This is a genomic window from Pseudomonas sp. Pc102 (genome assembly GCF_018408275.1).
Classification (GTDB): domain Bacteria; phylum Pseudomonadota; class Gammaproteobacteria; order Pseudomonadales; family Pseudomonadaceae; genus Metapseudomonas; species Metapseudomonas tohonis.
In genome coordinates, this window is record NZ_AP021905.1 from 5335512 (window position 1) to 5361467 (window position 25956).

At 65.7% G+C, this 25956-nt stretch carries 26 protein-coding genes; 2 read left to right on the plus strand and 24 right to left on the minus strand.

Annotated elements, in window-relative coordinates; all coding sequences use genetic code 11:
* The first annotated feature begins 73 nt into the window (after positions 1-73).
* A complete protein-coding gene (gene leuA / locus PHLH3_RS24395) occupies positions 74-1744 on the plus strand; it encodes a 2-isopropylmalate synthase (RefSeq protein ID WP_213626118.1) in 1671 nt (556 codons plus the stop codon).
* A 65-nt stretch (positions 1745-1809) separates the two neighbouring features.
* Here leuA and PHLH3_RS24400 read toward each other — a convergent pair whose 3' ends face one another.
* The gene (locus PHLH3_RS24400; RefSeq protein ID WP_111263286.1) at positions 1810-2175 is read right to left on the minus strand and encodes a helix-turn-helix domain-containing protein; all 366 of its coding nucleotides are present in this window, start codon (positions 2173-2175) and stop codon (positions 1810-1812) included.
* A 115-nt stretch (positions 2176-2290) separates the two neighbouring features.
* On the opposite strand from PHLH3_RS24400, the gene PHLH3_RS24405 reads away from it, so the two are divergent.
* On the plus strand, positions 2291-3394 hold the full coding sequence (locus tag PHLH3_RS24405) for an alkene reductase (protein ID WP_213626119.1): 1104 nt from the start codon (positions 2291-2293) through the stop codon (positions 3392-3394).
* A 54-nt stretch (positions 3395-3448) separates the two neighbouring features.
* On the opposite strand, the gene PHLH3_RS24410 is transcribed toward PHLH3_RS24405, so the two are convergent.
* From PHLH3_RS24410 to trmJ, 23 genes are all read right to left on the minus strand, one after another.
* Positions 3449-3913, minus strand: a complete 465-nt coding sequence (locus tag PHLH3_RS24410) for a hypothetical protein (RefSeq protein ID WP_213626120.1) — start codon at positions 3911-3913, stop codon at positions 3449-3451.
* 116 nt (positions 3914-4029) lie between these two features.
* Positions 4030-6954, minus strand: coding sequence for a discoidin domain-containing protein (locus PHLH3_RS24415; RefSeq protein WP_213626121.1), 2925 nt, complete (start codon positions 6952-6954; stop codon positions 4030-4032).
* Between the two features lie 308 nt (positions 6955-7262).
* A complete protein-coding gene (locus PHLH3_RS24420) occupies positions 7263-8057 on the minus strand; it encodes an amidohydrolase (RefSeq protein WP_213626122.1) in 795 nt (264 codons plus the stop codon).
* The gene (locus tag PHLH3_RS24425) at positions 8045-9193 is read right to left on the minus strand and encodes a pyridoxal phosphate-dependent aminotransferase (RefSeq protein WP_213626123.1); all 1149 of its coding nucleotides are present in this window, start codon (positions 9191-9193) and stop codon (positions 8045-8047) included. The genes PHLH3_RS24420 and PHLH3_RS24425 overlap by 13 nt, the downstream gene beginning before the upstream one ends.
* A 152-nt stretch (positions 9194-9345) precedes the next feature.
* Entirely contained in the window at positions 9346-10821 is a 1476-nt protein-coding gene (gene der, locus PHLH3_RS24430) for a ribosome biogenesis GTPase Der (RefSeq protein WP_111263280.1), read from the minus strand.
* Between the two features lie 81 nt (positions 10822-10902).
* A complete protein-coding gene (gene bamB / locus PHLH3_RS24435) occupies positions 10903-12054 on the minus strand; it encodes an outer membrane protein assembly factor BamB (RefSeq protein WP_111263279.1) in 1152 nt (383 codons plus the stop codon).
* On the minus strand, positions 12047-12691 hold the full coding sequence (locus PHLH3_RS24440; RefSeq protein ID WP_173172890.1) for a YfgM family protein: 645 nt from the start codon (positions 12689-12691) through the stop codon (positions 12047-12049). The genes bamB and PHLH3_RS24440 overlap by 8 nt, the downstream gene beginning before the upstream one ends.
* Positions 12692-12716: 25 nt before the next feature.
* Positions 12717-14006: a histidine--tRNA ligase gene (gene hisS, locus PHLH3_RS24445; RefSeq protein ID WP_173172888.1), complete on the minus strand. Its 1290-nt coding sequence runs from the start codon at positions 14004-14006 to the stop codon at positions 12717-12719.
* A 12-nt stretch (positions 14007-14018) separates the two neighbouring features.
* Positions 14019-15131: a flavodoxin-dependent (E)-4-hydroxy-3-methylbut-2-enyl-diphosphate synthase gene (gene ispG / locus PHLH3_RS24450; protein ID WP_173172886.1), complete on the minus strand. Its 1113-nt coding sequence runs from the start codon at positions 15129-15131 to the stop codon at positions 14019-14021.
* A gap of 3 nt (positions 15132-15134) precedes the next feature.
* Positions 15135-16166, minus strand: coding sequence for a RodZ family helix-turn-helix domain-containing protein (locus PHLH3_RS24455; protein ID WP_213626124.1), 1032 nt, complete (start codon positions 16164-16166; stop codon positions 15135-15137).
* Positions 16163-16918 carry a type IV pilus biogenesis/stability protein PilW gene (gene pilW / locus PHLH3_RS24460; protein ID WP_213626125.1) on the minus strand — a complete coding sequence of 252 codons (756 nt, stop codon included), beginning with the start codon at positions 16916-16918 and terminating at the stop codon, positions 16163-16165. Before pilW ends, PHLH3_RS24455 begins: the two co-directional genes overlap by 4 nt.
* A gap of 13 nt (positions 16919-16931) precedes the next feature.
* The gene (rlmN, locus tag PHLH3_RS24465; protein ID WP_173172880.1) at positions 16932-18080 is read right to left on the minus strand and encodes a 23S rRNA (adenine(2503)-C(2))-methyltransferase RlmN; all 1149 of its coding nucleotides are present in this window, start codon (positions 18078-18080) and stop codon (positions 16932-16934) included.
* A 24-nt stretch (positions 18081-18104) separates the two neighbouring features.
* Positions 18105-18536: a nucleoside-diphosphate kinase gene (ndk, locus tag PHLH3_RS24470; protein ID WP_111263272.1), complete on the minus strand. Its 432-nt coding sequence runs from the start codon at positions 18534-18536 to the stop codon at positions 18105-18107.
* Between the two features lie 93 nt (positions 18537-18629).
* Positions 18630-18830: a Fe-S cluster assembly protein IscX gene (gene iscX / locus PHLH3_RS24475; RefSeq protein WP_111263271.1), complete on the minus strand. Its 201-nt coding sequence runs from the start codon at positions 18828-18830 to the stop codon at positions 18630-18632.
* Between the two features lie 9 nt (positions 18831-18839).
* Positions 18840-19178: an ISC system 2Fe-2S type ferredoxin gene (gene fdx / locus PHLH3_RS24480; protein ID WP_111263270.1), complete on the minus strand. Its 339-nt coding sequence runs from the start codon at positions 19176-19178 to the stop codon at positions 18840-18842.
* Positions 19179-19181: 3 nt separating this feature from the next.
* Entirely contained in the window at positions 19182-21041 is a 1860-nt protein-coding gene (hscA, locus tag PHLH3_RS24485) for a Fe-S protein assembly chaperone HscA (RefSeq protein ID WP_213626126.1), read from the minus strand.
* Between the two features lie 48 nt (positions 21042-21089).
* Positions 21090-21611, minus strand: a complete 522-nt coding sequence (hscB, locus tag PHLH3_RS24490) for a co-chaperone HscB (RefSeq protein ID WP_213626127.1) — start codon at positions 21609-21611, stop codon at positions 21090-21092.
* A gap of 8 nt (positions 21612-21619) precedes the next feature.
* Positions 21620-21943: an iron-sulfur cluster assembly protein IscA gene (iscA, locus tag PHLH3_RS24495; protein WP_111263267.1), complete on the minus strand. Its 324-nt coding sequence runs from the start codon at positions 21941-21943 to the stop codon at positions 21620-21622.
* A gap of 25 nt (positions 21944-21968) precedes the next feature.
* Positions 21969-22355, minus strand: a complete 387-nt coding sequence (gene iscU / locus PHLH3_RS24500) for a Fe-S cluster assembly scaffold IscU (RefSeq protein ID WP_021220845.1) — start codon at positions 22353-22355, stop codon at positions 21969-21971.
* Positions 22356-22386: 31 nt separating this feature from the next.
* The gene (locus tag PHLH3_RS24505; RefSeq protein ID WP_111263266.1) at positions 22387-23601 is read right to left on the minus strand and encodes an IscS subfamily cysteine desulfurase; all 1215 of its coding nucleotides are present in this window, start codon (positions 23599-23601) and stop codon (positions 22387-22389) included.
* Between the two features lie 30 nt (positions 23602-23631).
* A complete protein-coding gene (gene iscR, locus PHLH3_RS24510; protein WP_111263265.1) occupies positions 23632-24138 on the minus strand; it encodes a Fe-S cluster assembly transcriptional regulator IscR in 507 nt (168 codons plus the stop codon).
* Positions 24139-24275: 137 nt separating this feature from the next.
* On the minus strand, positions 24276-25052 hold the full coding sequence (cysE, locus tag PHLH3_RS24515; protein ID WP_213626128.1) for a serine O-acetyltransferase: 777 nt from the start codon (positions 25050-25052) through the stop codon (positions 24276-24278).
* On the minus strand, positions 25052-25825 hold the full coding sequence (gene trmJ, locus PHLH3_RS24520; RefSeq protein ID WP_213626129.1) for a tRNA (cytosine(32)/uridine(32)-2'-O)-methyltransferase TrmJ: 774 nt from the start codon (positions 25823-25825) through the stop codon (positions 25052-25054). The genes cysE and trmJ overlap by 1 nt, the downstream gene beginning before the upstream one ends.
* Positions 25826-25956 lie beyond the last annotated feature (131 nt).

Sequence of the window (25956 nt, forward strand, 5' to 3'; positions counted from 1 at the left end):
CGACGCCCCGCTCCACCCCGCATTTCATTTGGCCGGCCGCCGTCATCAGGCCCATCAGAACAAGGATTGCCCCATGAGCATGCTCAAAGACCCGTCTCGCAAATACCGCGCCTTCCCCGCCATCAACCTGCCCGACCGCACCTGGCCGTCGAAGACCATCACCGAGGTGCCGATCTGGTGCAGCTCCGACCTGCGCGACGGCAACCAGTCGCTGATCGAGCCGATGGACGCGCAGAAGAAGATGCGTTTCTTCAAGACCCTGGTGCAGGTGGGCCTGAAGGAAATCGAAGTGGCCTTCCCCTCCGCCTCGCAGACCGACTTCGACTTCGTCCGCGAACTGATCGAGAACGGCCATATCCCTGATGACGTGACCATCCAGGTGCTGACCCAGGCCCGCGAAGACCTGATCACCCGCACCTTCGAATCCCTGAAGGGCGCGAAGAAGGCCATCGTCCACGTCTACAACGCCACCGCGCCGTCCTTCCGCCGCATCGTCTTCAACCAGGACCGCCAGGGCGTGATCGACATCGCCACCGGCGCCGCCCGCCTGATCAAGCAGCTCGCCGCCAGGCAGCCCGAGACCCAGTGGACGTTCCAGTACTCGCCGGAAATCTTCAGCTCCACCGAGCAGGACTTCTCCCTGGAGGTGTGCAACGCGGTGATCGACGTCTGGGAACCGACCCCGGCCAACAAGATCATCCTCAACCTGCCCGCCACCGTTGAGTGCGCCACGCCGAACGTCTACGCCGACCAGATCGAATGGTTCGGCCGCCACATCAACAAGCGCGACAGCGTGATCATCAGCCTGCACACCCACAACGACCGTGGCACCGGCGTGGCCGCCACCGAGTTGGGCCTGATGGCTGGCGCCGACCGCGTCGAAGGCTGCCTGTTCGGCAACGGCGAGCGCACCGGCAACGTCGACCTGGTGACCCTGGCGCTGAACATGTACACCCAGGGCCTGCACCCGAAGCTGGACTTCTCCGACATCGACGCCGTGCGCAAGGTGGTCGAGGAGTGCAACCAGCTGCCGGTCCATCCGCGCCACCCCTACGTGGGTGACCTGGTGCACACCGCCTTCTCCGGCTCCCACCAGGACGCCATCCGCAAGGGCTTCGCCCAGCAGCAGGACGGCGCGCTCTGGGAAGTGCCCTACCTGCCGATCGACCCGGCCGATATCGGCCGCAGCTACGAGGCGGTCATCCGCGTCAACAGCCAGTCGGGCAAGGGCGGCATCACCTTCCTCCTGGAGCAGGAGTACGGCATCAGCCTGCCGCGCCGCATGCAGATCGAGTTCAGCCAGGTGGTGCAGCGCGAGACCGATCGCCTCGGCCTCGAAATGACCGCCGAGCAGATCTACAAGCTGCTCGACAGCGAGTACCTGCAGGCCACCACGCCCTACACCCTGAAAGGCCATCGCCTGCAGGAAGAGAACGGCACCAGCGCGGTGGACATCGAAGTCCAGGTCAAGGGCGAGACCCAGCACCTGCGCGGCATGGGCAAGGGTCCGCTGGAGGCCCTGGTGGCCAGCCTGCCGGTGAAGGTGGAGATCATGGACTACTCCGAGCACGCCATCGGTGGCGGCGCCAACGCCAAGGCCGCCGCCTATATCGAGCTGCGCCTGGAAGGGGGCCGCGCGCTGCACGGCATCGGCATCGACGAGAACATCACCACCGCCAGCTTCCGGGCCTTGTTCAGCGCCCTCAACCGCGCCCTGAGCCAGACCGAAGCCGAAGCGGCCTGAGGCTCGCTACGAAAAGAAAACCCCGCCTCGGCGGGGTTTTCCTTTTGTGGCAGGACGAGCGTCGGCTACCCCTGCTGCTGCCAGTGGCAGCGGCCCCAGGCGCACATCGCCTCCAGCACCGGCTGCAGGCTCGCGCCGTGCTCGGTGAGGCGGTACTCCACACGCGGCGGCACCTCGGCGAACACGGTGCGCGAGAGCACGCCGTCATGCTCCAGCTCGCGCAGCTGCTGGGTCAGCATCTTCTCGGTGATGCCCGGTACGCGGCGCTTGAGCTCGGAGAAGCGCAGCGCCTCCTTCATCAGGTGATAAACCAGCAGCGACTTCCACTTGCCGCCGATCACGTCCAGCGTCACCTCCACCGGCGTGTTGTAGACCTTGTCGCCCGAAACCAGGCGCTTGGTTTCGGTGGTGATCGGCTCGTGCTCGCTCACATTGCTTACCCATCAGTAAGTGACTGCTGGAATCGTACGTACTTGTCAGCCAGATTGCCACCGGCATAATCGACCGCCACATTCATGCCGAATGCAGCCGATGGAGATCGAACCGATGACCACACGCAACCTGTTCCAGCCCACCCGCCTGGGCAGCCTCGAGCTTCCCAACGCGGTGGTGATGGCGCCCCTCACCCGCCAGCGCAGCCTGCAACCCGGCAACATCCCCAGCGAACTCAACGCCACCTATTACGCCCAGCGCGCCAGCGCCGGCCTGATCATCAGCGAGGCCACCCAGGTCTGCCCCGAAGGCCAGGGCTACGCCTGGACTCCCGGCATCCACAGCGCCGAGCAGGTCGAGGGCTGGAAGAAGGTCACCCGTGCGGTGCACGACGAGGGCGGCCGCATCGTCCTGCAACTCTGGCACGTGGGGCGCATCTCCCACCCGCTGCTGCAGCCGGGCGGCGTCGATCCCGTCGCCCCGTCCGCCATCCAGGCCAAGGCCGACTGCTATGTGCAGGAAGCCGATGGCAGCCACCACCGCGAGCCCACCGCCAAGCCGCGCGCCCTGGCGCTCGATGAAATTCCCGGCGTGGTCGCCGCCTACGCCCAGGGTGCGGCCAACGCCCTGCGAGCCGGCTTCGACGGCGTCGAAGTGCACGCGGCCAACGGCTACCTGCTGGACCAGTTCCTCTGCTCCGGCAGCAACCAGCGCACCGATACCTACGGCGGCTCCGCGGCCAACCGCGCGCGCCTGGTACTGCAGGTGGTCGATGCCGTGATCGCCACCACCGGCGACAGCGGCCGCGTGGGCGTGCGCATCTCGCCGATGGGCACCTTCGGCGACATCAGCGACGCCAACCCGCGCGAGACCTTCGGCTACCTGGTGGAGCAACTGAACAGCCGCAACCTCGCCTACCTGCACATCAACAAGCCGGACTGGCTGGGCGGCACCTTCGAGGGCTTCGACGACCTGCTGCGCGAACTGCGCGACCGCTACCAGGGCAGGATCATCCTCGCCGGCGGCCTGGACAGCGGCAGTGCCGAGCAGGCCCTGGCCAGCGGCCTCGCCGATGCCGTGGCCTTCGGCCGGCCCTACATCGCCAACCCCGACCTGGTCGAGCGCTTGCGCCAGGGCGCCGCTCTCAACCAGCCGGACGCCAACACCTTCTACGGCGGCGCCGAAGCCGGCTATACCGACTACCCGACGCTGGGGTGACGGGCGCAGGAACGAAAACGCCGGGCATCGCCCGGCGTTTTTCATGGCAGCGGCTCAGACGAGCCCGAACAGCAGCAGGATCGGCACCAGGGCGACGATGAACGCCAGCATGAACAGCAGGCCGACCCCCACGCTCCGCCACAACGAGAAGAACGCGCCACTGGCGGCCTTGTGCCGATCCAGTTGCGTGCCGAACAACTGCCGCGCATAGGCGTTCATCGCCATCACCTGGACCACGCCGAAGACGATGGCGGGGACGTTCTCCGGCAACAGTGCACCGGCGACGATTATCGCGATGAAGAAGCCGATCGAGACGGCCCACAGCTTCCCGGTCTCGCCACCCCGGCCCATGGCCTTGAGGTTGGCGGCGGTGACATAGGCCCCGGCCAGTGGCGTGCCGAAGAAGGTGGCCAGGCCGACGCCGGGGATGCTGTAGAGGCGCAGGTGCTCGCTGCCGGTCTTCGGTGCGAGCAACTCGGCGGTGGGGGTCTGGAAGGGGTTTTCGGCTTCCGTGCTCATGTCGGGCTCCTTGAGGCAACGCAGAAGAGAGAGGCAGGACCGCCATGATACGGAGCCGCCCGGCAACCGGCGACCCCGCATGAACGACGGCCAGCAGCAGCCGGCCGCCAGGTCCGTCAGTTGCAGGCGCCCTCGTCGCGCCAGACCTTGCCGCTACCGTCCGGGCCGGTGAACTCGGGCTTGCCCGGCTCGGAACCGCGGTTCCACCAGCGTGCGGTGTAGAGACGGCCCCCGCGGGTCGCCTCGCTACCTTCCCAGTAGGCCTCGCCAGCGCTCCACGGTTTGGCGCAGCTGGTACCCGGCTGCTCGCTGGCCTGGGCGCCGACCTTCACATCGTGGGTGCGCGTGGCCTCTTTCTGCCCGTTGCCCAGGGTCAGGGTGAAGCGGTAGGACACATCCTTGTCCTGCGTCGGCGCCACGAACGTCAGGTTGGCACCGCTCGCCTTGAAGGGAACCTGCGGGCTCACCCCCCAGCGGTAGGTCAACGGCAGGCCGGCCGGATCGGTCGAGGCGGCGGCACTCAGGCGGACCTCGCTGCCTGCAACGGCAGTAGAAGGCCCGGAGATGTGCGCCACGGGCGGCAGCACGGCTGGAGGGGTGGAAGGCGTCTCGTTGCTGGCACCACTGCAGGCCCCCAGGTCCCGCCAGACCTTGCCGCTGCCATCCGGCCCGGTAGACGCCGGGTTACCCGGCTCGCTACCCCGGGTCCACCAGCGCGCCTCATAAGCGCGCCCCTTCCTCTGCACCTTGCTGCCCGACACGTAGTCGGAGGTCGCGCTCCACTCGGGATGGCAGGTCGGTGAACTCGCGATGCCGGCCTTCACCAGCACCGGATGGGTCTTGCGCACCGTGTGCTTGCCGTTGCTCACAGCCAGCTCGAAGGTGTAGCGGGTGTCCCTGTCGAGCGCCGGTGCCTTGAAAGAGACCCGTGGGCCGTCATAGGTGAAGTCCAGCCTGGGCGAGGCCGACCAGGTGTAGCTGAGCACGCTGCCTTGCGGGTCGCTGGAGGCGGAGGCATCCAGCCGGACCGTGTCGCCGGCGCTGGCGGATGCCGGGCCGGCGATCTGGGCTACCGGCGGCAAGAAGGTGGCGACCGGTTTCAGGCTGGCCAGCTTGACCAGGTTGTCTGCGCTGAACTGGCCCTCGGCCAACAGGGTCCAGTCGCCGTCGGGCCGGTCGCTGGCATGCACTTCGTAATCCTTGATATTGCCGAAGAGGCCGTTGGCCTGGCGCGGCAGGTAGTGCAGCTGGGAAAAGCGCTCGCGCGCGCCAAGATCGATGACGAAGTCGTACGGATAGCGCTCCTTGGACGAGGAATACCAGTAGGTACCGCTCCCCCCGTCGATGGCGTTCTCAGGCTTGTAGCCCTTGGACGAGATCACCCGCCATTGCTCGCGGGGCAACGAGCGCCCATCGGCCCTGGCCAGGTGGAGCTCGGCGATGCTGGCGGCGTTGCCCCCCTCTATCGCCGACTTGGCGACCAGACGCAGGTAACGCGCCTCGACCGTGTCCTGCTGCCTCGCGAACGCATGGCCCTCGAGAACCTGGTCGGTCGCCGTACGGTTGTCCTGCACCCTCATGGCCAGGTACCAGCGCCCGGGCCTTGGGTCCTTGACGCCCAGGGCCACGCCAGCCGCCATGATCGAACGCTCGTCGAACTGCGTGGCGGTCGGCTGCTGGCCATAACGGAGGTAGAGCTGGATGCGACCGTGTATCTCGTGATCCGCACCATGGTTGGCGGTGAACGCCAGGCGCTCGGTACCTGCCGGCACATCGATGGGGAAGTGCCGCCATTCGTTCCTGCCGAGCGTGACGCGCTCTTCCAGGAACCGGGTGGCACGCTCGGTTTCCAGAGGCACCACCGAGGGGCTGTAGGCGGACATGCGCGCGCTGTTCTCACGCCAGAGGCGGGCGACGTCGGCCATTTCCGGATGCCCCAGGGGCACGCCCTGCCGATCCCTCAGATCCGGGTTGGAGAAGTAGTTGACCTGGTTGCCGCACATGATGGTCCCGACACGACCGTTGTGATAGCCGTAGTGGTGGCCATCGCCTTCCGGGCAGTGGTTGGCACCGATGTTGTGCCCGACTTCGTGGCGGAACGTGGTGGGCGAGGTGATCACGTTGATGGAGTAGCGGCCCCGGATGTTGCCCCAACCCAGCATGGTGTCCTCGCCCGGGATGCCTCTGAAGAAGCCGGTGACCAGGTCGGGCCCGTACTGGCGCATGCCGTCGGCGAACAGCGCGTTCAGCTTGTGGAGCGTTTCCCGGGTGATGGCATGTTCGCCGTCGATCACCTGGGTGCCCACGAGGCGGAGGCGCACGCCCTCGACCCTGGAGTTCTTCAGCGCCAGGTTGACCGAGGCGATCTGCGCCAGTGCATAGGCCTCGTGGTCGCCGATGTACTCGACGGCATTGCGCGAGAACCCGGCCAGGACGTCGACGACGACCTCCCCCTCGGCGTTGCGATCGATCAGGAAGCTGCGAGCCCCTGAAAAGGACTCCACTGCCTGGGGCAGGTCGGCGTCCGCATCCTCGACGTAGTCACGCGAGGCAGGGGGATGGGTGTGACTTGCGTCGTGGCGCGTGAGGGTCTGCCTTCCCGACGCGTCACCCCGGATGACGATGTTGGACTCGGGCAGCAGGGCCACGAAACTGCCGTCCTCGCGGGCGACCACGATGACGTCATCGACGGCCTGGAGTGCACGCGCGCCCGAGCCGGAGAATGCCCCGCCGGTGTAGACCTTCAGGTCACCGAATGCCTCGGCGCCATCCAGGGCCAGGCCGGACAGGCTGAGCCCCGTGACACTGCGCAGCTGTTCGGTGCCACTGGGCGTAACGGCGCTCAAGGCCCGCACGGACGTGAGGCTGGGAAGTTCGATGAAATGCCCCGTCTGGGTGCCCAGCACGTGAGCGGCGGGAGCGTCGGTCGGGGAATGGCCCGAGTGGGCCTGGGCGGACAGGGGCAACAAAGCCGCCAGGCCAAGGCTGGCGATCCAGGTGCGAGTGGAACGACTGAGTGGATTCAAGCGGAACGTCGGCATGGAAAAATCCTGGTCAGCAGCAAGCCCCTGCGAATGCTTCACAGTGCAGCGAGCCAAGGGATTGATGGAGCGTGTTGTTGCCGGCGCGGCCATGCTAGGGGCAAGGCACGGGGAAAGGAAAAAAACGCAGCGCAATTCAGACGCGTCCTAGGCTCCGGACAAAGAGCAGACGGCGTCGAGGAGAGTTTGGAGCCGATCCATTGGCTGGACGGCCAGGAGGTGACCCCCACCGGCAGCCGGCAGGGGCGCAGAAGGTTCGGACGCAGGAGCGGAACCCGGTGCCTCCGGGTTCCGGATGAGCGGGGGAATCAGGGGAGCAGTGCGAAGCCGTCCGCATCCAGGTGCGCGGGGAAGCGCTCGCGGTAACCGGCCAGGCCGCCGGCGGCGAGGGAAACCCGGAACACGCCGTCCCGCGCGCCGGCATCGAGCAGCGTCTCGCCCTGGAAGTCCAGGACCTGGCTGTCTCCGCTGTAGGGGTGGCCCTTGCCGTCCTCACCCACGCGGTTCACCGCCGCCACGTAGCAGAGGTTCTCGATGGCGCGCGCCGGCAGCAGGCGATTCCAGTGATGGCGACGCGCGGCGGGCCAGTTGGCGGTATAGAGCAACAGGTCGGTGTCGTGGGGATCACGGCTCCAGACCGGGAAGCGCAGGTCGTAGCAGACCAGCGGGCGCACCCGCCAGCCCTTGACCTCGAACAGCGCCTGGGCCTCGCCCGGCGTGTAGTGCTTGTGCTCGCCGGCCATGCGGAACAGATGGCGCTTGTCGTAGTGCAGCATCTCGCCGTCGGGGCGCGCCCAGAGCAGGCGGTTGCGGTGGCTGCCGTCGGCGGCGCGGATGATCACGCTGCCGGTCACCACCGCGTCGAGACGGCGGGCCTGCTCGCGCAGCCAGGCGTAGCTGGGGCCCTCCTCCTCTTCGGCGAGGGCGGCCGACTCCATGGAGAAACCGGTGGTGAACATCTCCGGCAGCACGATCAGGTCGGCGCCACGGGCTTGCTCCAGCAGGGTCTCGAAGTGCCTGTGGTTGGCGTCGGCGTCGTGCCAGGCCAGGGTGGTCTGCACCAGGGCCAGCTGCAGGTCGGGCAATGAACTCAGATCGCGCATAGCTTCTCCGCTGCCTGGCGCAGCGTCTCCTCTCGTTTGGCGAAGCAGAAGCGCACCAGGCGCAGGTCGCGCGGGGCGCTCTGGTAGAACACCGACACGGGAATGGCGGCCACGCCGTGTTCACGGGTCAGCCATTGGGCCATGGCCACATCGTCCAGCTCGGGGCGGATGGCGCTGTAGTCGACCAGTTGGAAATAGGTACCGGCGGCGCGGGTGAAACCGCAGCGCGATCCACCCAGCAGGTCGCAGAACAGGTCGCGCTTGGCCTGGTAGAAACCGGGCAGCTCGGTGAGGTGCTCGGGGTGGTCGGCCATGAAGTCGGCCAGTGCCCACTGCAACGGCGTGACGCCGCAGAAGTTGACGTACTGGTGCACCTTGCGCAGCTCGGCGGAGAGGGCCGGCGGCGCGACCACGTAGCCGGTCTTCCAGCCGGTGACGTGGTAGGTCTTGCCGAAGGAGCTGACCACGAAGGCGCGTGCATAGAGCTCGTCGTGGGACAGCACGCTCACATGGGCCTGGCCGTCGAACACCAGGTGCTCATAGACCTCGTCGGATACCAGGTAGATGTCGCGGCCACGGATCAGCGCCGCCAACTGGTCCAGCTCGGCACGGGAGATCAATGCGCCGCTGGGATTGTGCGGGCTGTTGAGGATGATCATCCGGGTGCGCTCGCTGAGCGCGTCGGTCATGCGCTGCCAGTCGATGGCGAAGCCCGGCAGGGCCAGGGGCACATGCACGCAACGGCCGCCGGCCAGCTCCACCGAAGGCTCGTAGCTGTCATAGCAGGGGTCGAGGACGATGACCTCGTCACCGGCGCGCACCACGGCCTGGATCGCGCAGAAGATCGCCTCGGTGGCGCCGGGAGTGACCGTGACCTCGCTATCGACATCCACCTGGCGGCCATAGAAGGCCCGGACCTTGGCCGCCACCTGCTGGCGCAGTGCGGGCAGGCCGGTCATGGGGGCGTACTGGTTGTGGCCGGCGCCGATATGACGGGCCACCGCATCGCACAGCGCGGCGGGCGCGGAGAAATCCGGGAAGCCCTGGGACAGGTTGATGGCGCCGGTTTCGGCGGCGAGCTGGGACATGCGGGTGAAGATGGTGGTGCCGACGTTGGGCAACTTGCTGGCGATCATTTCTTCAGGCTGCTGGCGACTGGGGATGGCGCTAGCTTAAGGCCTGGCGGGCTCACGACCAAGATGGAAGCAGGCGTTGCGGCAGGGCGCCGACGGCCACCGCCTGGAACGAAAGAGGGCGCCCATGGGCGCCCTCTGGCGGTTGCACGGAATCAGCGTTTGTCGCGACGCTTCTTCTCGGCCTTCTTGTGGTGCGACATGAGGCGGCGCTTCTTGTTCACCTGGCGGTCGGTCAGGGTGTTCTTCTTGCCTTCGAAGGGGTTGTCGCCCCCCTTGTACTCGATGCGGATCGGCGTACCCACCAGCTTCAGCACGCGCCGGTAGGTGTTCTCCAGGTAGCGCGAGTAGGACTTGGGGACCGACTCGACCTGGTTGCCGTGGATCACGATCAGCGGCGGGTTGGCACCACCGAGGTGGGCATAGCGCAGCTTGATGCGGCGACCGTTGACCAAAGGCGGCTGGTGCTCCTGCACCGCGCCTTCGAGGATCTGGGTCAGGCGGCTGGTGGGCCAGCGGGTGATGGCGGACTTGAAGGAGGCCTGAACCGACTTGTACAGGTTGCCCACACCGGTGCCATGCAGCGCGGAGATGAAGTGGATGTCGGCGAAGTCGACGAAGAACAGCCGGCGCTCCAGCTCGGTCTTCACGTAGTCGCGCTCGCCCGACTCCATGCCGTCCCACTTGTTCAGGGCGATGACCAGTGCGCGACCGGTTTCCAGTACGAAGCCCAGCAGGTTGAGGTCGTGCTCGACCACGCCTTCGCGGGCATCCATGACGAAGATCACCACGTTGGCGTCCTGGATCGCCTGCAGCGTCTTGACCACGGAGAACTTCTCCACGGCCTCGAAGATCTTGCCGCGACGGCGCACGCCGGCGGTGTCGATCAGGGTGTATTTCTCTTCGTTGCGCTCGAAGGGAATGTAGATGCTGTCGCGCGTGGTGCCGGCCTGGTCATAGACGATGACCCGCTCCTCGCCGAGCATGCGGTTGACCAGCGTCGACTTGCCGACGTTGGGGCGACCGATGATGGCGATCTTGATCCCGTCCTTCTCGCTCGGCCCGGGAATGCGGCTCTGCTCCTCGCCTTCGGCGACGTCCTCGGCCTGCGCGGCGGCGTCTTCCTCGACCGCATCGTCGCGGGGGAAGTCACCCAGGGCCTCCTGCAGCATCTGGCTGATGCCGCGGCCATGGGCGGCGGCGATGGGCAGGGCGTCGCCCAGGCCCAGCGGGCTGAACTCGGCGCGGGCGAGATCGGGGTCGATGGTGTCGACCTTGTTCGCCACCAGGTAGGTCTTCTTGTTGCGCTTGCGCAGGTGTTCCGCGATCGACTGGTCGGCGGCGCTCATGCCGGCGCGGGAGTCGACCATGAACAGCACCGCATCGGCCTCTTCGATGGCCTGCAGGGACTGTTCGGCCATCTTCGCGTCGATGCCCTGCTCGTCACCCGAGATACCGCCGGTATCGATGACGATGAAGGTGCGGCCGTTCCACTTCGCCTCACCGTACTGGCGATCACGGGTCAGACCGGCATACTCCGCGACGATGGCGTCGCGGGTCTTGGTCAGGCGGTTGAACAGGGTGGACTTGCCGACGTTCGGGCGGCCCACCAGGGCAATTACGGGAACCATGAGGCTCTCCACTATTCGTTATTTCAGAAAACACAACGGCCGCTGCCGTCGGACGGCAGCGGCCGGACACTATTTTTCAGCTTAGCGGATGGTCAGCGCGACCAGCTTCCCGCCATTGCCGAAGGCGTACAGCATGTCGCCGATCACCAGCGGACGCGCACGCAGGCCGTCGCCGTCGATCTTCTCGCGGCCGACGAAGTGGCCATCCACCTGGCTGAGCAGGTGCAGGTAGCCTTCGAAGTCGCCGACAGCCACGTAGCTGGAGAACACTTCCGGCGCCGATAGCTGGCGACGGGCCAGGGAGTCGTTGCTCCACAGCGCCGAGGACGAACGCTCGTCGATGCCTTCGACGGTGCCGCTGGCCTGGCTCACGTAGACGTTGCCGAAGCCCTGGGCGACGCCCACGTAGCTGGAAGCCTCGCGCTGCCAGAGCACGCGGCCGCTGTCCAGGTCGAGGCCGGCGACGCGACCCTGGTAGGTGGCGACGTACAGGGTGCCGCCGGACAGCAGCAGGCCACCGTCGATGTCGACCACGCGATCCAGCTCGGAGCGGCCTTGCGGCACGGCCACGCGCTGTTCCCACACCGGCAGGCCACGCTGCACGTCCACGGCGATGACCTTGCCGGAGGACAGGCCGGCCACGGCCAGGCGGTTGGTCACGATCGGCGCGCCTGTGCCACGCAGCGTCAGCACGGCCGGGGTGTTCTCGTAGATCCAGCGCTGGTTGCCGGTCGCGGCATCGAAGCCGAACAGGGTGTCGTTCTGGGTCTGCACCACCACCACGTCACCGTTGGTGGCCGGCGGGGCGAGGACTTCGCCGTTGACCCGGGCACGCCATTTTTCTTCGCCGTTGCTGGCGTCGAGGGCGATCACCTCGCCTTTCAGGGTGCCGACCAGCACCAGGCCGTAGCCCGCGCCGACCGCGCCGGACACCGGCAGGTCCAGCTCCTGCTCCCACAGCTTGTCGCCGCTCATGCGGTCGATGGCGACCACCAGGCCTTCGACGTCACCGGCATAGATCACGTCGCCGTCGACGGCGGGAACCAGCATGTTGTAGGACTCGCCCTGGCCTTCGCCGATGGAGCGGCTCCAGACTTCCTTGAGCTGAACTTCCTCGGTGATGTCGGGCAGTTCGGCAGGCGGCAGTTCCTTCTTGCTATTGCTGCTGCAACCCGCGGCCAGAACGGCCAGGGCCAGCAGTGCGGCAAATTTCCAGCGCATCACGTCACGCATCCCCTTTGGCCAGGTCGTCGAGCTTCATCTGCAAGCCACCGACCGCTGCGTCTTCCGTCAGCGCGGCCTTGGCCTTCTCATAGGCGGCATGCGCCTCGTCGGAACGACCCAGTTGTACCAGCAGGTCGCCTTTCAATTCTTCACGGCTGGCCAGGAAGGCCTTGCCGGCATCGCCCTCGAGCAGCTTCAGGGCGTCGTCGACCTTGCCCTGGGCGGCCAGGACACGGGCCAGGCGCTGGCGCGCCAGCTCACCGAGGGTGGCGTCGGCAGGCTTGTCCACCACGGCCTTGAGTTCGGCCGCGGCGTCATCGAGCTTGCCGGATTCGACCGCCACCTTGGCGACGAACAGGCTGCCGTACTGGGCGTAGTGGGTGCCGCCGAAGTCAGTCTTCAGCTTGGTGGCCAGCTCGGCGACCTTGCCGGCATCGGGCTTGCCGGACGGGTTGAGCGCGGTCTCCAGCAATTGCTGGTAGACCTGGGACGCGCCCTGGGCCTGGTTGGTCTGGTGCTTCTGCCAGGCCTGCCAACCGAAGACCACCACCAGCGCGAGGGCGCCGCCGGTGAGCAGGGGCTTGCCATTGCGCTGCCACCAATCCTTGATCGCCGCCAGCTCTTCATCTTCGGTACGCGTGCTCACCCCAATACTCCTATGTTCTAAAGGCTCAAGCCTGATCGATGCAGGCCGCCAGGCGCTCTGCGAGAGCGTCCCAGGCGATGTTCTGTTGTTCGCTGTCGTCGCGCAGGGGTTTGAAACCTACCACGCGGTTGGCCAGTTCGTCCTCACCCAGGATCAGGGCGAAGCGCGCGCCGCTCTTGTCGGCTTTCTTGAACTGGCTCTTGAAGCTGCCGGCACCGGAATTGACCAGCATGCGCAGGCCGGGAACGGCATCGCGCAGTTGCTCGGCCAGGGCCAGGGCGGCGAGCTCGGCGGGTTCGCCGAAGGCGCAGATGTAGGCATGCGCGGGAGCGCTGAGCTCGGCCGGGACCAGGTCCAGGGTTTCCAGCAGCAGCACCAGGCGCTCGACGCCCATGGCGAAGCCGACACCCGGGGTCGGCTTGCCACCGAACTGGGTGATCAGGCCGTCATAGCGGCCACCGCCGCAGACGGTGCCCTGGGAGCCGAGCTTGTCGGTGACCCACTCGAAGGCGGTGCGGCTGTAGTAGTCCAGGCCGCGGACCAGCTTCTGGTTGATCTCGTAGCGGATGCCGACCGCGTCGAGGCGCGCCTTGAGCCCCTCGAAGTGGGCCACGGATTCGGCGTCCAGGTAGTCGTGCAGGCGCGGGGCGTCGACCAGCAGGGCTTGGGTTTCCGGCACCTTGCTGTCGAGGATTCGCAGCGGGTTGGTGGTCATGCGCCGCTGGCTGTCTTCGTCGAGACGGTCGAAACGCTCCTGCAGGTAGGCCACCAGGGCGTCGCGATAGGCGACACGGGCCTCGCTGGAGCCCAGGCTGTTGAGCTGCAGGGTCACGGCGTCGCCGAGACCGAGCTTCTTCCACAGGCGCCAGGTGAGCACGATCAGCTCGGCATCGATGTCCGGACCGGGCAGGTTGAAGACTTCCACGCCGATCTGGTGGAACTGGCGGTAGCGGCCTTTCTGCGGTTTCTCGTAGCGGAACATCGGGCCCGCGTACCACAGCTTCTGCACCTGGCCGCCGCCGGTCATGCCGTGCTCCAGCACGGCACGCACGCAACCCGCGGTGCCTTCGGGGCGCAGGGTCAGGGACTCTTCGTTGCGGTCGAGGAAGGTGTACATCTCCTTGTCGACCACATCGGTGCCCTCGCCGATGCCGCGGGCAAAGAGTTCGGTGAACTCGAGGATCGGCAGGCGGATCTCGCGGTAGCCGTAGCTGTCCAGCAGGTCTGCCAGGGTGCGTTCCAGGTAACGCCAGGCAGGGGTCTGCTCCGGCAGGATGTCGTTCATGCCACGAATGGCTTGCAGCGTCTTGCTCACTCGGAATCCTTATCAGCTGCGGGCGATGACGGCCGCGTCAGCTTCGACCTTTTCGGCCGCTTTGCGGCGGATCAGCTTTTCCAGCTCTTCCACCAGGTTGTCATTGTTCAGCTTCTGCGCCGGCTTGCCGTCGATGTAGATGAGGTTGTTCGGCGTGCCGCCGGTCAGCCCCACATGGGCTTCCTTGGCTTCGCCGGGCCCGTTCACCACGCAGCCGATCACGGCGACGTCCAGCGGGACCAGCAGGTCCTCGAGGCGGCCTTCCAGTTCGTTCATGGTCTTGACCACGTCGAAGTTCTGCCGCGAGCAGCTCGGGCAGGCGATGAAGTTGATGCCACGGGAACGCAGGCGCAGGGACTTGAGGATGTCGTAGCCGACCTTGATCTCTTCCACCGGGTCGGCGGCCAGCGAGATGCGGATGGTATCGCCGATCCCGTCGGCGAGCAGCATGCCCAGGCCCACGGCAGACTTCACGGTGCCGGAGCGCAGGCCGCCGGCTTCGGTGATGCCCAGGTGCAGCGGCTGGACGATCTGGGTGGCCAGCAGGCGGTAGGCTTCCACCGCCATGAACACGTCGGACGCCTTGACGCTGACCTTGAAGTCCTGGAAGTCCAGGCGGTCCAGGTGCTCGACATGGCGCAGCGCGGACTCCACCAGGGCTTGCGGGGTGGGCTCGCCGTACTTCTTCTGCAGGTCCTTTTCCAGCGAGCCGGCGTTGACGCCGATGCGGATCGGGATGCCACGGTCACGGGCGGCATCTACCACGGCACGCACGCGGTCTTCACGGCCGATGTTGCCCGGGTTGATGCGCAGGCAGTCGACGCCCAGCTCCGCCACGCGCAGGGCGATGGTGTAGTCGAAGTGGATGTCGGCGACCAGGGGAACGCGGACCTGCTGCTTGATCTTGCCGAAGGCCTCGGCGGCCTCCATGTCCGGCACCGAGACGCGGACGATATCGGCGCCCGCCTCTTCCAGCCGGCGGATCTGGCCGACGGTGGCGGCGACGTCGCAGGTATCGGTGTTGGTCATGCTCTGGACGGCGATCGGGGCGTCGCCGCCCACGGGCACGGAGCCGACCCAGATCTTGCGGGACTGGCGGCGTTTGATCGGGGATTCGCAATGCATGGCTTATTGCCCCAGTTTCAGGCGAGCGGTCTCACCGTGGGTGTAGGGCGCCACATCGACGGCCTGGCCGTTGTAGCTGACCTGGGCGCCACGGGCGTAACCCAGGCGCAGCTCGAACGGCGGCCTGCCGGCCAGCTCGACCGATTCGCCGCTGCGCTTGAGGGCGCTGAGCAGGACCTTGCCATCGGCATCGGTCACCTGGGTCCAGCAATTGGCGACGAACTGGATGCGCACCAGGCCCTGCCCGGCGGCAGCAACCACCGGAGCCTGCGCAGGTGCGGCAGGCGCGGTGGCGGCAGGAGCCGTGGGCGCGGCAGGCGCTACGGGAGCGGCCGGAGTGGTGGCCGTGGCGACGCTCGGTGCAACGGGGGCACTGGCAGCCGGCGCACTGGACTGGGGCAGGGCCTGGACCGGCGCGGTGGAGGCGGCGGACGGAGGCGTGCCTTCCGGCTGCGCGGCGACCTCGGGGGAGAGTTCGCCCGGGGCGCCCTCCTCGCCCTGCTGGGCCTCGACGACCGCCTGGTCCTCGGGTTCGTCCAGCGGGTGGATCTGGGTGGTGCCGTCGGCGCTCTCGACCTCGACGTGCTCCATGCTGATGTCGGCGGTTTCACCGCTGCGGCGCTCGGCCTGGTCCTGCCACCAGAGGAAGCCGATGACGCCGAGGACCAGCAGGATGGCGAAGCTGACGAAGCGCAGGACGCTCTGCGACAGACGCACGGGCTCCTCGATGCGACCCAGGCTGTGGACGTTGCTGCCGGTGGCGTCGGTGCCGGTATAAAGGTCGAAGTCGGTCACCAGACGCGCCTGGTCCATGCCCAGCAGCTTGGCGTAGGCACGGATGTAGCCACGGGCGAAGGTGTGGCCGGGCAACTGGTCGAAAGAGCCCGCTTCGAGCTGGCGCAGGGCCTGTTCGGTCAGGTTCAGCTGTCGGGCGACCTCGGCAAGGCTCAGGTCCTTGCTTTCACGCGCCTGACGCAGGGTCTCGCCTGGGTTGGCACGGGTCGCCGCGGCAATTTCGGGTTGCGACGCTTTCATCTTTGCTCCGACAGGTATTGCTGGTATTCCGGCGTGCCGGGATAGAGTCGTTTGAGTTGCAGGCCCAGGCTCGCCGCCTGGTCGCGGTCATCGAACACGGTAGCCAGACGGGTGCCGAGCAGAAGGCTGCGGGCAGTCTGGGGGGCGATCTTGCTGTAGCGGTCGTAGTACTCACGCGCCGGGACGTACTGCTTCTCGGCATAAGACAGGTCCGCCATCTCCAGCAGCGCCACCGGCTGCTGGCGGTTGAGGCGCAGGGACTTGTCGAAGTGCTGCTTGGCCAGGTCCGGGCGGTTCATCCGCAGGGCGGTCAGGCCAAGGTTCTCGAATACGCGGGAGCGCTCGGGGTAGAGGCTGTCTTCGGCAGCCTGTTCGAAGCGCTTGTAGGCTTCCTCGTAGCGTTTCTGCTCGTAGAGGAAACCACCGTAGTTGTTGAGGATGCGCGAATCGGTGCGCGAGGACAGGGCCTTGCGGAAATGCTCGTCGGCGAGCTTGGGTTCCATTTCGGTCTGGAACACCAGGGCCAGCGCGGCGTTGGCGTCGGCGCTGGAGGAGTCGAGTTCCAGGGCCTTGCGCAGGGGCACCTTAGCGCGCTCGGCGGCCCCCTGGGACAGGTAGCCGATACCCAGCTGGATGTAGGCATCGCGGGCCTTGTCGCGGCCTTCCGCGGTCTTCATCGGGTCAACGGAGCCAGTGGACACACAGCCCACCAGGCTGGCGAAAACGAGAAGCAGCGCGGGGCGCAAGGTCATGGATGTCCTCTCTTCAGTTTCGGTTGGCAGCGTTCTGCGGTGCGTCGCCATCGCCATTGAGCTGGCGCACGGCGATGTAGCGCTCGCTGCGACGGGTACGATCCTGGACCTGGCCGACCAACTGGCCGCAGGCGGCATCGATGTCATCGCCGCGCGTGGTGCGCACGGTGACGTTGTGCCCGGCCTTGTGGAGCATGTCCTGGAAGCGACGAATGGCATTATTGCTCGGTCGCTCGTACCCCGAGAAAGGGAAGGGATTAAACGGAATCAGGTTGATCTTGCAAGGAAAATCCTTGAGGAGTGCGATCATCTGCTCAGCGTGGGCCGGCTGATCGTTCACATCCTTGAGCAGGGTGTATTCGATGGTCAGGAAACGCTTCTCGCCCAGGCGGGAGATGTAGCGGTTGCAGGCCTCGAGCACCACCGCCAGGGGGTACTTCTTGTTGATCGGCACCAGCTGGTTGCGCAACTCGTCGTTCGGTGCGTGCAGCGACAGCGCCAGGGACACGTCGGTGACTTCGGCGAGCTTGTCGATCATCGGCGCGACGCCGGAGGTGGACAGGGTCACCTTGCGCTTGGAAATGCCGTAGCCGAGGTCGTCCATCATGATGTTCATGGCGGCGACCACGTTGTCGAAGTTCAGCAGCGGCTCGCCCATGCCCATCATCACCACGTTGGTGATGGCGCGGTCGATCTTGGCCGGGACGGTCCCGAAGGACTTGTTGGCGATCCAGACCTGGCCGATGACTTCGGCCGCGGTGAGGTCGCTGTTGAAACCCTGCTTGCCGGTGGAGCAGAAGCTGCAGTCCAGCGCGCAGCCCGCCTGGGAGGAGACGCAGAGGGTGCCGCGCCCGCCTTGCGGGATGTACACGGTCTCGACGCAGCTGCCGGACGCCACGCGCACCACCCACTTGCGGGTGCCGTCGCTGGAGATGTCCTGGCTGACGATCTCGGGACCGCGAATCTCGGCAGAGGCCTTGAGCTTGTCGCGCAAGGCCTTGCCGATATTGCTCATGGCGTCGAAGTCATCGACGCCAAAGTGGTGAATCCATTTCATCACCTGTCCGGCACGGAAACGCTTCTCCCCGATGGATTCGAAGAAGCTCTCCAGTTGCGGCTGGGTCAGGCCCAGCAGGTTAACTTTACCGGTGGATTCAGTCATGGCTTCACCCTCGTGCCTTCGCTATCAGCGAATACGAGCGCACACCTCGGTGGCGGCGAAGAAGTAGGCGATCTCGCGAGCAGCGGAAGCCTCGGAGTCGGAACCGTGTACGGCGTTTTCGTCGATGGAGACGGCGAAGTCGGCACGGATAGTGCCGGCGTCGGCTTTCTTCGGGTCGGTAGCGCCCATCAGTTCACGGTTCTTGGCAATGGCGCCTTCGCCTTCCAGCACCTGCACGACGACCGGGCCGGAGGTCATGAAGGAAACCAGATCCTTGAAGAAGGGACGCTCTTTGTGCTCGGCGTAGAAGCCACCGGCTTCGCGCTCGGAGAGCTGGACCATCTTGGCGGCAACGACGCTCAGGCCGGCTTTTTCGAAACGGGTGACGATCTCGCCAACCACGTTCTTGGCAACGGCATCGGGCTTGATGATGGACAGGGTACGTTCAACGGCCATGTGAAACTCCAGAAATCAGGATTAAAGCGAAAAATTAAACCCGCGAATTATACGCGGGTTCCTGTTAAATGCGTAGGGTCAGCAGACCGGGCTTCAGTCGGCTTCTTCGATCCAGGCCGCCTGGATGGCTTCGAGGACCTTCTCGCCGCCACGCTGGCTGTCGTCATCGAACTCCGGCAGGCTCACGACCCAGTTATGCAGGTCGACGAAGTTGACGTAGCGCGGGTCAACCTCAGGCTTGCTCTCGGCCAGCTGGATGGCGATCTCCAGGACATCGACCCATTTGAGACTCATGCTCGTTCCTCAGTGCTTTTCAGAAACCTGGTTGAGAGTGTACTTGGGAATCTCCACGACGAGATCGACCTCCCCCACGACCGCCTGGCAGGACAGTCGCGACTCGGCTTCCAGGCCCCAGGCCTTGTCCAGCATGTCGTCCTCGAGTTCGTCGGACGCTTCGAGGGAGTTGAATCCCTCGCGCACCACGACGTGGCAGGTGGTGCAGGCGCAGGACATCTCGCAGGCGTGCTCGATCTCCAGGCCGTTGCGCATGGCCGCGGCGATGATGGTTTCGCCCGGCTGGGCCTCGACCACCATCCCTTCAGGGCAGTGCTCGGCGTTGGGCAGAAATACGATCTGCGGCATCAGTCATTCCTCGATTTCATTCAGTCGGCGGCCCGCCAGGGCGGCCTTGACGCTGGCATCCATGCGCCGGGCCGCGAAGGCGTCGGTCACCTGGGTCAGCCGCTTGGTTTGCTGTTCGATGGCAGCGCCGTCGGTACCCGCCAACAGACCCTGCAGCTGCTCCAGCTGGTAGTCGATGGCGATGCGCTCCTCGGCGCTGAGCAATGCGTCGCCGTCGGCCTGCAGCGCCGCCTGCACGGCTTCGATAAGGCGCTGGGCGTCGACCTGCTGCTCGCGCAGGGCGCGGGCGGCCTTGTCGTCACCGGCGTACTGGAAGGAGTCCTGCAGCATGCGGGTAATTTCGCCATCGGTCAGGCCGTAGGACGGTTTGACCTGGATGCTCGCCTCGACACCGGAGGAGGTCTCGCTGGCGGTCACGCCCAGCAGGCCATCGGCGTCCACCTGGAAGGTCACGCGGATCTTCGCGGCGCCAGCCACCATGGGCGGGATACCACGCAATTCGAAACGGGCCAGGGACCGGCAGTCCTTGATCAGCTCGCGCTCACCCTGGAGCACGTGGATCATCATGGCGGTCTGGCCGTCCTTGTAGGTGGTGAACTCCTGGGCACGGGCGACGGGAATGGTGGTGTTGCGCGGAATCACCTTCTCCATCAGGCCACCCATGGTTTCGAGCCCAAGGGACAGCGGGATCACGTCCAGCAGCAGCAACTCTTCGCCGCGCTTGTTACCCGCCAGGGTGTCCGCCTGCACGGCGGCGCCGATGGCGACGACCTGGTCGGGATCGATGTCGGTCAGGGGCTGACGGGAAAAAAGCTCGCCGACCGCCTCGCGCACCCGCGGCACACGGGTGGAACCCCCCACCATGACCACCGCCTCGACCTCGTCGAGCTCGATGCCGGCATCGCGCACGGCACGGCGACAGGCCTTGAGGCTGCGAGCCACCATGGGCTCGATGAGTTCATCGAAGCGGGCACGGGTCAGCTGGCCCGACCACTGCGCATAGCGCACCTCGACCGCATCGGCAGAGGTCAGCGCTTCCTTGGCGGCGCAAGCGGCCTCCAGCAGGCTGCGCTGGGCGCCCGGATCCAGGTCGGCGGAAAGGCCGGCCTGTTCGACGATCCAGCCCGCCAGGGCATGGTCGAAATCATCCCCGCCCAGGGCACTGTCGCCACCGGTGGCCATGACTTCGAAGACGCCACGGGTCAAGCGCAGGATGGAAATATCGAAGGTACCGCCACCCAGGTCATAGATGGCCACGACGCCTTCGGCCTGCTTGTCCAGCCCGTAGGCCACGGCAGCGGCAGTGGGCTCGTTGAGCAGACGCAGGACATTCAGGCCGGCGAGGCGCGCGGCATCCTTGGTGGCCTGGCGCTGGGCATCGTCGAAATAGGCGGGAACGGTGATCACCGCACCGACCAGCTCGCCACCCAGGGTGGCTTCGGCGCGCTGGCGCAAGGCACGGAGGATTTCAGCGGAGACCTCCACAGGGCTCTTGGCACCCTGCACGGTCTCGATGAACGGCATGTGCGACTCGCCGGTGGTGAAGCGATAGGGGAGCTGCTCGCCCAGTTGCTTCACATCCTCGAGGCCGCGCCCCATGAAGCGCTTGACCGACAGGACGGTGTTGAGGGGATCGGCGGATGCGGCGTCCTTGGCCGAGCGGCCGACTTCGACGCGATCGGCGTGATAGCGCACGGCGGACGGCATGATGACCTGGCCGTCGGCATCGGCGAGCGGCGCGGAAACGCCACTGCGAACGGCGGCTACCAGGGAATTCGTGGTGCCCAGGTCGATACCCACCGCCAGGCGGCGCTGGTGCGGTTTGGGGCTCTGTCCGGGTTCGGCGATCTGCAGTAGGGCCATGCTTGTCTGTTTTTCAGGCACACCACCGTCCATGTGGCGATGCGCGGGTTAGTCGTCGAGGCGCTCTTCCAATTGGCGCACTTCGTGAGTCAGCTTGTCGAGGAACTGCATCCGGCGCACCAGGCGCTCGGCTTCCTCGCGACGGGCATCGTCGCTCCAGCAGGCAGAGAAAGCCTGGTCCAGATCGGCCTGGGCCAGCTTGAGTCGCCGCTTGAAGGTCGCTACACCGGGCAGGTCCGCGCTGTCCTGCAACTCCTCGAGCTCTTCCCGCCACTGCATCTGCTGCAGCAGGAAATCGGGGTCCTTGACGGTCGCCTCGAGTGGCAGCTCGTGCCCACGGACGGCCAGCAGGTAGCGCGCCCGACGGGGCGCACTCTTCAGCGTCTGGTAAGCCTCGTTCAATTGCGCCGCGTGCTCCACCGCCAGGCGCTGCTCACGCTCGGAGGCGTCGACGAAGCGATCCGGGTGAGCATTGCGCGCCAGCTCGCGATAGCGAGACGCCAATTGGTCGAGATCGAGGTCGAAGCCGGGCTTCAGGTCGAACAATGCGAAATGACAGGGGGTACCCACGGAACGCCTCAGACGTTGAAGCTCTCGCCGCAACCACACTCGCCGCGAACGTTAGGGTTGTTGAACTTGAACCCCTCGTTGAGGCCTTCCCGGACGAAGTCCAGCTCGGTGCCGTCGAGGTAGGCCAGGCTCTTCGGGTCGATGATCACCTTCACGCCGAAGCTTTCAAAGACCATGTCCTCGCCCGCCAACTCATCGACGAACTCCAGGACATAGGCCAGGCCGGAACAACCCGTGGTGCGGACACCCAGGCGGATACCTTCACCCTTGCCGCGCCCCTCTAGGGAGCGGCGCACGTGATCGGCGGCGGAAGCGGTCATGCTGATGGCCATAGCGACTCCTTACTCGGTCGAGCGGTTAGAGCAGACCCTTCTTCTGCTTGTAGTCCTGGACAGCCGCCTTGATGGCGTCCTCGGCCAGGACCGAGCAGTGGATCTTCACCGGCGGCAGCGCCAGTTCTTCGGCAATGGTGGTGTTCTTGATCGCAGCGGCTTCGTCCAGGGTCTTGCCCTTCATCCACTCGGTGGCGAGGGAGCTGGAGGCGATGGCCGAACCGCAGCCGTAGGTCTTGAACTTGGCGTCTTCGATGACGCCCTGCTCGTTGACCTTGATCTGCAGGCGCATCACGTCGCCGCACGCCGGAGCTCCGACCATGCCGGTACCGACATCGGGATCTTCAGCGTCGAGCTTGCCGACGTTGCGCGGGTTTTCGTAGTGGTCGATGACCTTTTCGCTGTATGCCATGGTGCTTATTCCTCACTCATCAGGGGTGGCGTCAGTGCGCCTGCCATTCGACCGTCGAGAGGTCGACGCCCTCTTTGTACATATCCCACAGCGGGGACAATTCACGGAGCTTGTCTACGGCTTCACGGACCTTGCTGGCGGCGTAATCCACTTCTTCTTCGGTGGTGAAGCGGCCAAAGGTGAAACGGATGGAGCTGTGCGCCAACTCGTCGTTGCGGCCCAGTGCGCGCAGCACGTAGGACGGCTCGAGAGAGGCGGAGGTGCAGGCCGAGCCCGAGGAGACCGCGAGGTCCTTGAGGGCCATGATCAGCGATTCGCCTTCGACGTAGTTGAAGCTGATGTTCAGGTTGTGCGGCACGCGGGAGGTGGCGCTACCGTTGAGGTAGAGCTCTTCCATGCCATCCACGGCAGCCCAGAAGCGGTCCGCCAGCGCCTTGATGCGCTGGTTCTCGGAGGCCATTTCCTGCTTGGCGATGTGGAAGGCTTCACCCATGCCGACGATCTGGTGGGTGGCGAGGGTGCCGGAACGCATGCCGCGCTCATGACCACCACCGTGCATCAGGGCCTCCAGGCGCACGCGCGGCTTGCGGCGTACGTAGAGGGCACCGATCCCCTTGGGACCGTAGGTCTTGTGGGCGGAGAAGGACATCAGGTCGACCTTCAGCTTGTCCAGGTCTATCTCGACCTTGCCGGTGGACTGGGCCGCGTCGACATGGAACAGGATGCCGCGGGCACGGGTCAGTTCGCCGATGGCCGCGATGTCGTTGATAGTGCCGATCTCGTTGTTCACGTGCATCACCGACACCAGGATGGTGTCTTCGCGCAGGGCCGCTTCGACCATGGCGGGAGTGATCAGGCCATCTTCGCCCGGCTCGATGTAGGTGACTTCGAAGCCTTCGCGCTCGAGTTGGCGAGTAGTATCCAGGACCGCCTTGTGCTCGATCTTGGAGGTGACGATGTGCTTGCCCTTGGTGTGGTAGAAGTGCGCCACACCCTTGATGGCCAGGTTGTCGGACTCGGTGGCACCGGAGGTCCAGACGATCTCGCGCGGGTCGGCATTGACCAGTTCGGCCACCTGGCGACGGGCGTTCTCGACCGCTTCCTCGGCCCTCCAGCCGAACACGTGGGAACGCGAGGCCGGGTTGCCGAAGTTGCCATCGACCAACAGGCAGTCGCTCATCTTCTGCGCAACCCGCGGGTCCACTGGCGTCGTGGCGGAGTAGTCCAGGTAAATCGGCAATTTCATCGGTTATCTCCTATCAGGCGGGCGCCCTGCTCATTCGATGGCGGACACTTCAATCTTTTCTGAACGCGGCATCCTGCCACCGAGGCGGCGCTGGTCATGGCGCTCGTTCTGGCGCTGGGCCACCTCTTGGACTTCATTGCGGGCGACGATGTCGCTCAGGCTGATGCTGCTGAGGAACTCGTGGATCTGCATGCTCAGGTCATCCCACAGGTGGTGGGTCAGGCAGGCGCCTCCGGAGGAGTCGCAATTGCCCTGCCCCTGGCAGCGCGTGACGTCGACCGACTCGTTGACGGCATCGATGACCTGGGCCACGTAGATGCTGCCCACATCGCGGGACAACTGGTAGCCGCCACCCGGACCACGAACACTGCTGACCAGGTTGCCACGGCGCAACTTGGCGAAAAGCTGTTCGAGATAGGAAAGGGAGATGCCCTGACGCTCGGAAATATCAGCCAGAGAAACCGGACCTTGCTGCGAATGCAAAGCCAGGTCGAGCATGGCTGTGACGGCGTAGCGGCCTTTGGTGGTCAAGCGCATGGGGATTCCACGGTTCGCTGATTTGCCAGCGAGTATGCTATTCCCGACTATTCAAGTCAACTATAAGACCTATCAAAATAGTCGGATTTAGCAGATACAGGGGCGCGCATGATATCAGAAACGCACCACCACGCCTATCAGGCCGCTGGCGGGCGCGCTTCGTCCTTCACCCCCTCGAAGTCCTCCTCCCGGAGCTCCGGCAAGGCACTGGCGCAGTAGTCGCTCCCCAACGCGGTGAGCGCCCTGCACATACCCTCGAGCCGCTCGTCCACCGCGTGGACATGGTCGAGCAACTGACCGATCGCGCGCGCCACGGGGTCCGGCATGTCCTGGCCGACACCATAGGCATCGAACCCGAACTTCTCGGCAATCGCCTGGCGCTTCGCTGTCTTCTCGGGATCTTCCTTGACGATGATCCGCCCCGGAATCCCCACGGCGGTGGCCCCCGCAGGCACCGCCTTGGTCACCACGGCATTGGAGCCGATCTTGGCACCGGCCCCGACCGTGAACGGACCGAGCACCTTGGCTCCCGCCCCGACCACCACGCCATCCTCCAGCGTCGGATGGCGCTTGCCGGCATTCCAGCTGGTGCCGCCCAGCGTCACCCCCTGGTAGAGCGTCACGTCGTTGCCGATCTCGGCGGTCTCGCCGATGACGATGCCCATGCCGTGGTCGATGAAGAAGCGCCGGCCGATACGCGCCCCCGGGTGGATCTCGATGCCGGTCATCCAGCGGCCGAAGTTCGACACCAGTCGCGCCAGCCACTTCCAGCCGGCCAGCCACAGGGCATGCGCCAGCCGGTGCAGCCAGATGGCGTGCAGGCCGGGGTAACAGGTGAGCACCTCGAAGGCATTGCGCGCAGCTGGATCACGGTGGAATACGCTCTGAATGTCTTCTCGCATGCGTTCGAACATCACTTCTCTCTCCGCTTCTGGATCTCTCCACGCGCCGCCTTCTGGGTTTCCGTCAGGATGCCGCGCAGGATATTCATCTCGAGCTTGCTGATCGCACTGCGCCCATAAAGGCGGCGCAGCCGGGACATCAGGTGGCGAGGCCGCTCAGGATCGAGGAAGCCGATCTCCACCAGGGTGCGCTCGAGGTGGCCGAAGAACAGCTCCAGCTCATCCACCGTCACCGGCTGGAGGTTTTCCTCGGCAGTCAGCTCGACCTTCTCCATCTTGGTCGGCTTGCCCTGTACGGCGAGCCACGCCATGCGCGCCTCGTAGGTCAGCACCTGGACGGCAGCCGCCAGGTTTAGCGAGCCGAACGTGGGATCGGACGGGATGTGAACATGGAACTGACAGCGCTGCAGCTCTTCATTGGTCAGGCCGGCGTATTCGCGACCGAACACCAGCGCCACCTCGGAACCGCCCTCGACCTGCTCGACACAGCTCGTCCCGCACTCACGGGGATCGAGCAACGGCCAGGGGATATGACGATCACGCGCACTGGTGCCGTAGACCAGGCTGCAGCCGATCAACGCCTCTTCCAGGGTCGCAACGACCTGCGCGGACTCGAGGATGTCATCGGCCCCGGAGGCACGCGCCCAGGCTTCCTGGTGCGGGAATTGCTCGGGCGCGACCAGTACCAGGCGCGACAACCCCATGTTCTTCATGGCACGCGCCGCCCCACCGATATTGCCGGGGTGGCTGGTGCCGACCAGGACCACGCGAATGTTTTGCAGCAAGGCGCTGGCTCCAAACCTAGACTTCAGGGCGTGAAATCTTACAGAAGCACTTGGTCAAACGCCATGAAACCGCCGGCCTGCACTTCATGAACCACGCTTTTCTGTTAGTATGTCCGGCTTTCTTTAACGAC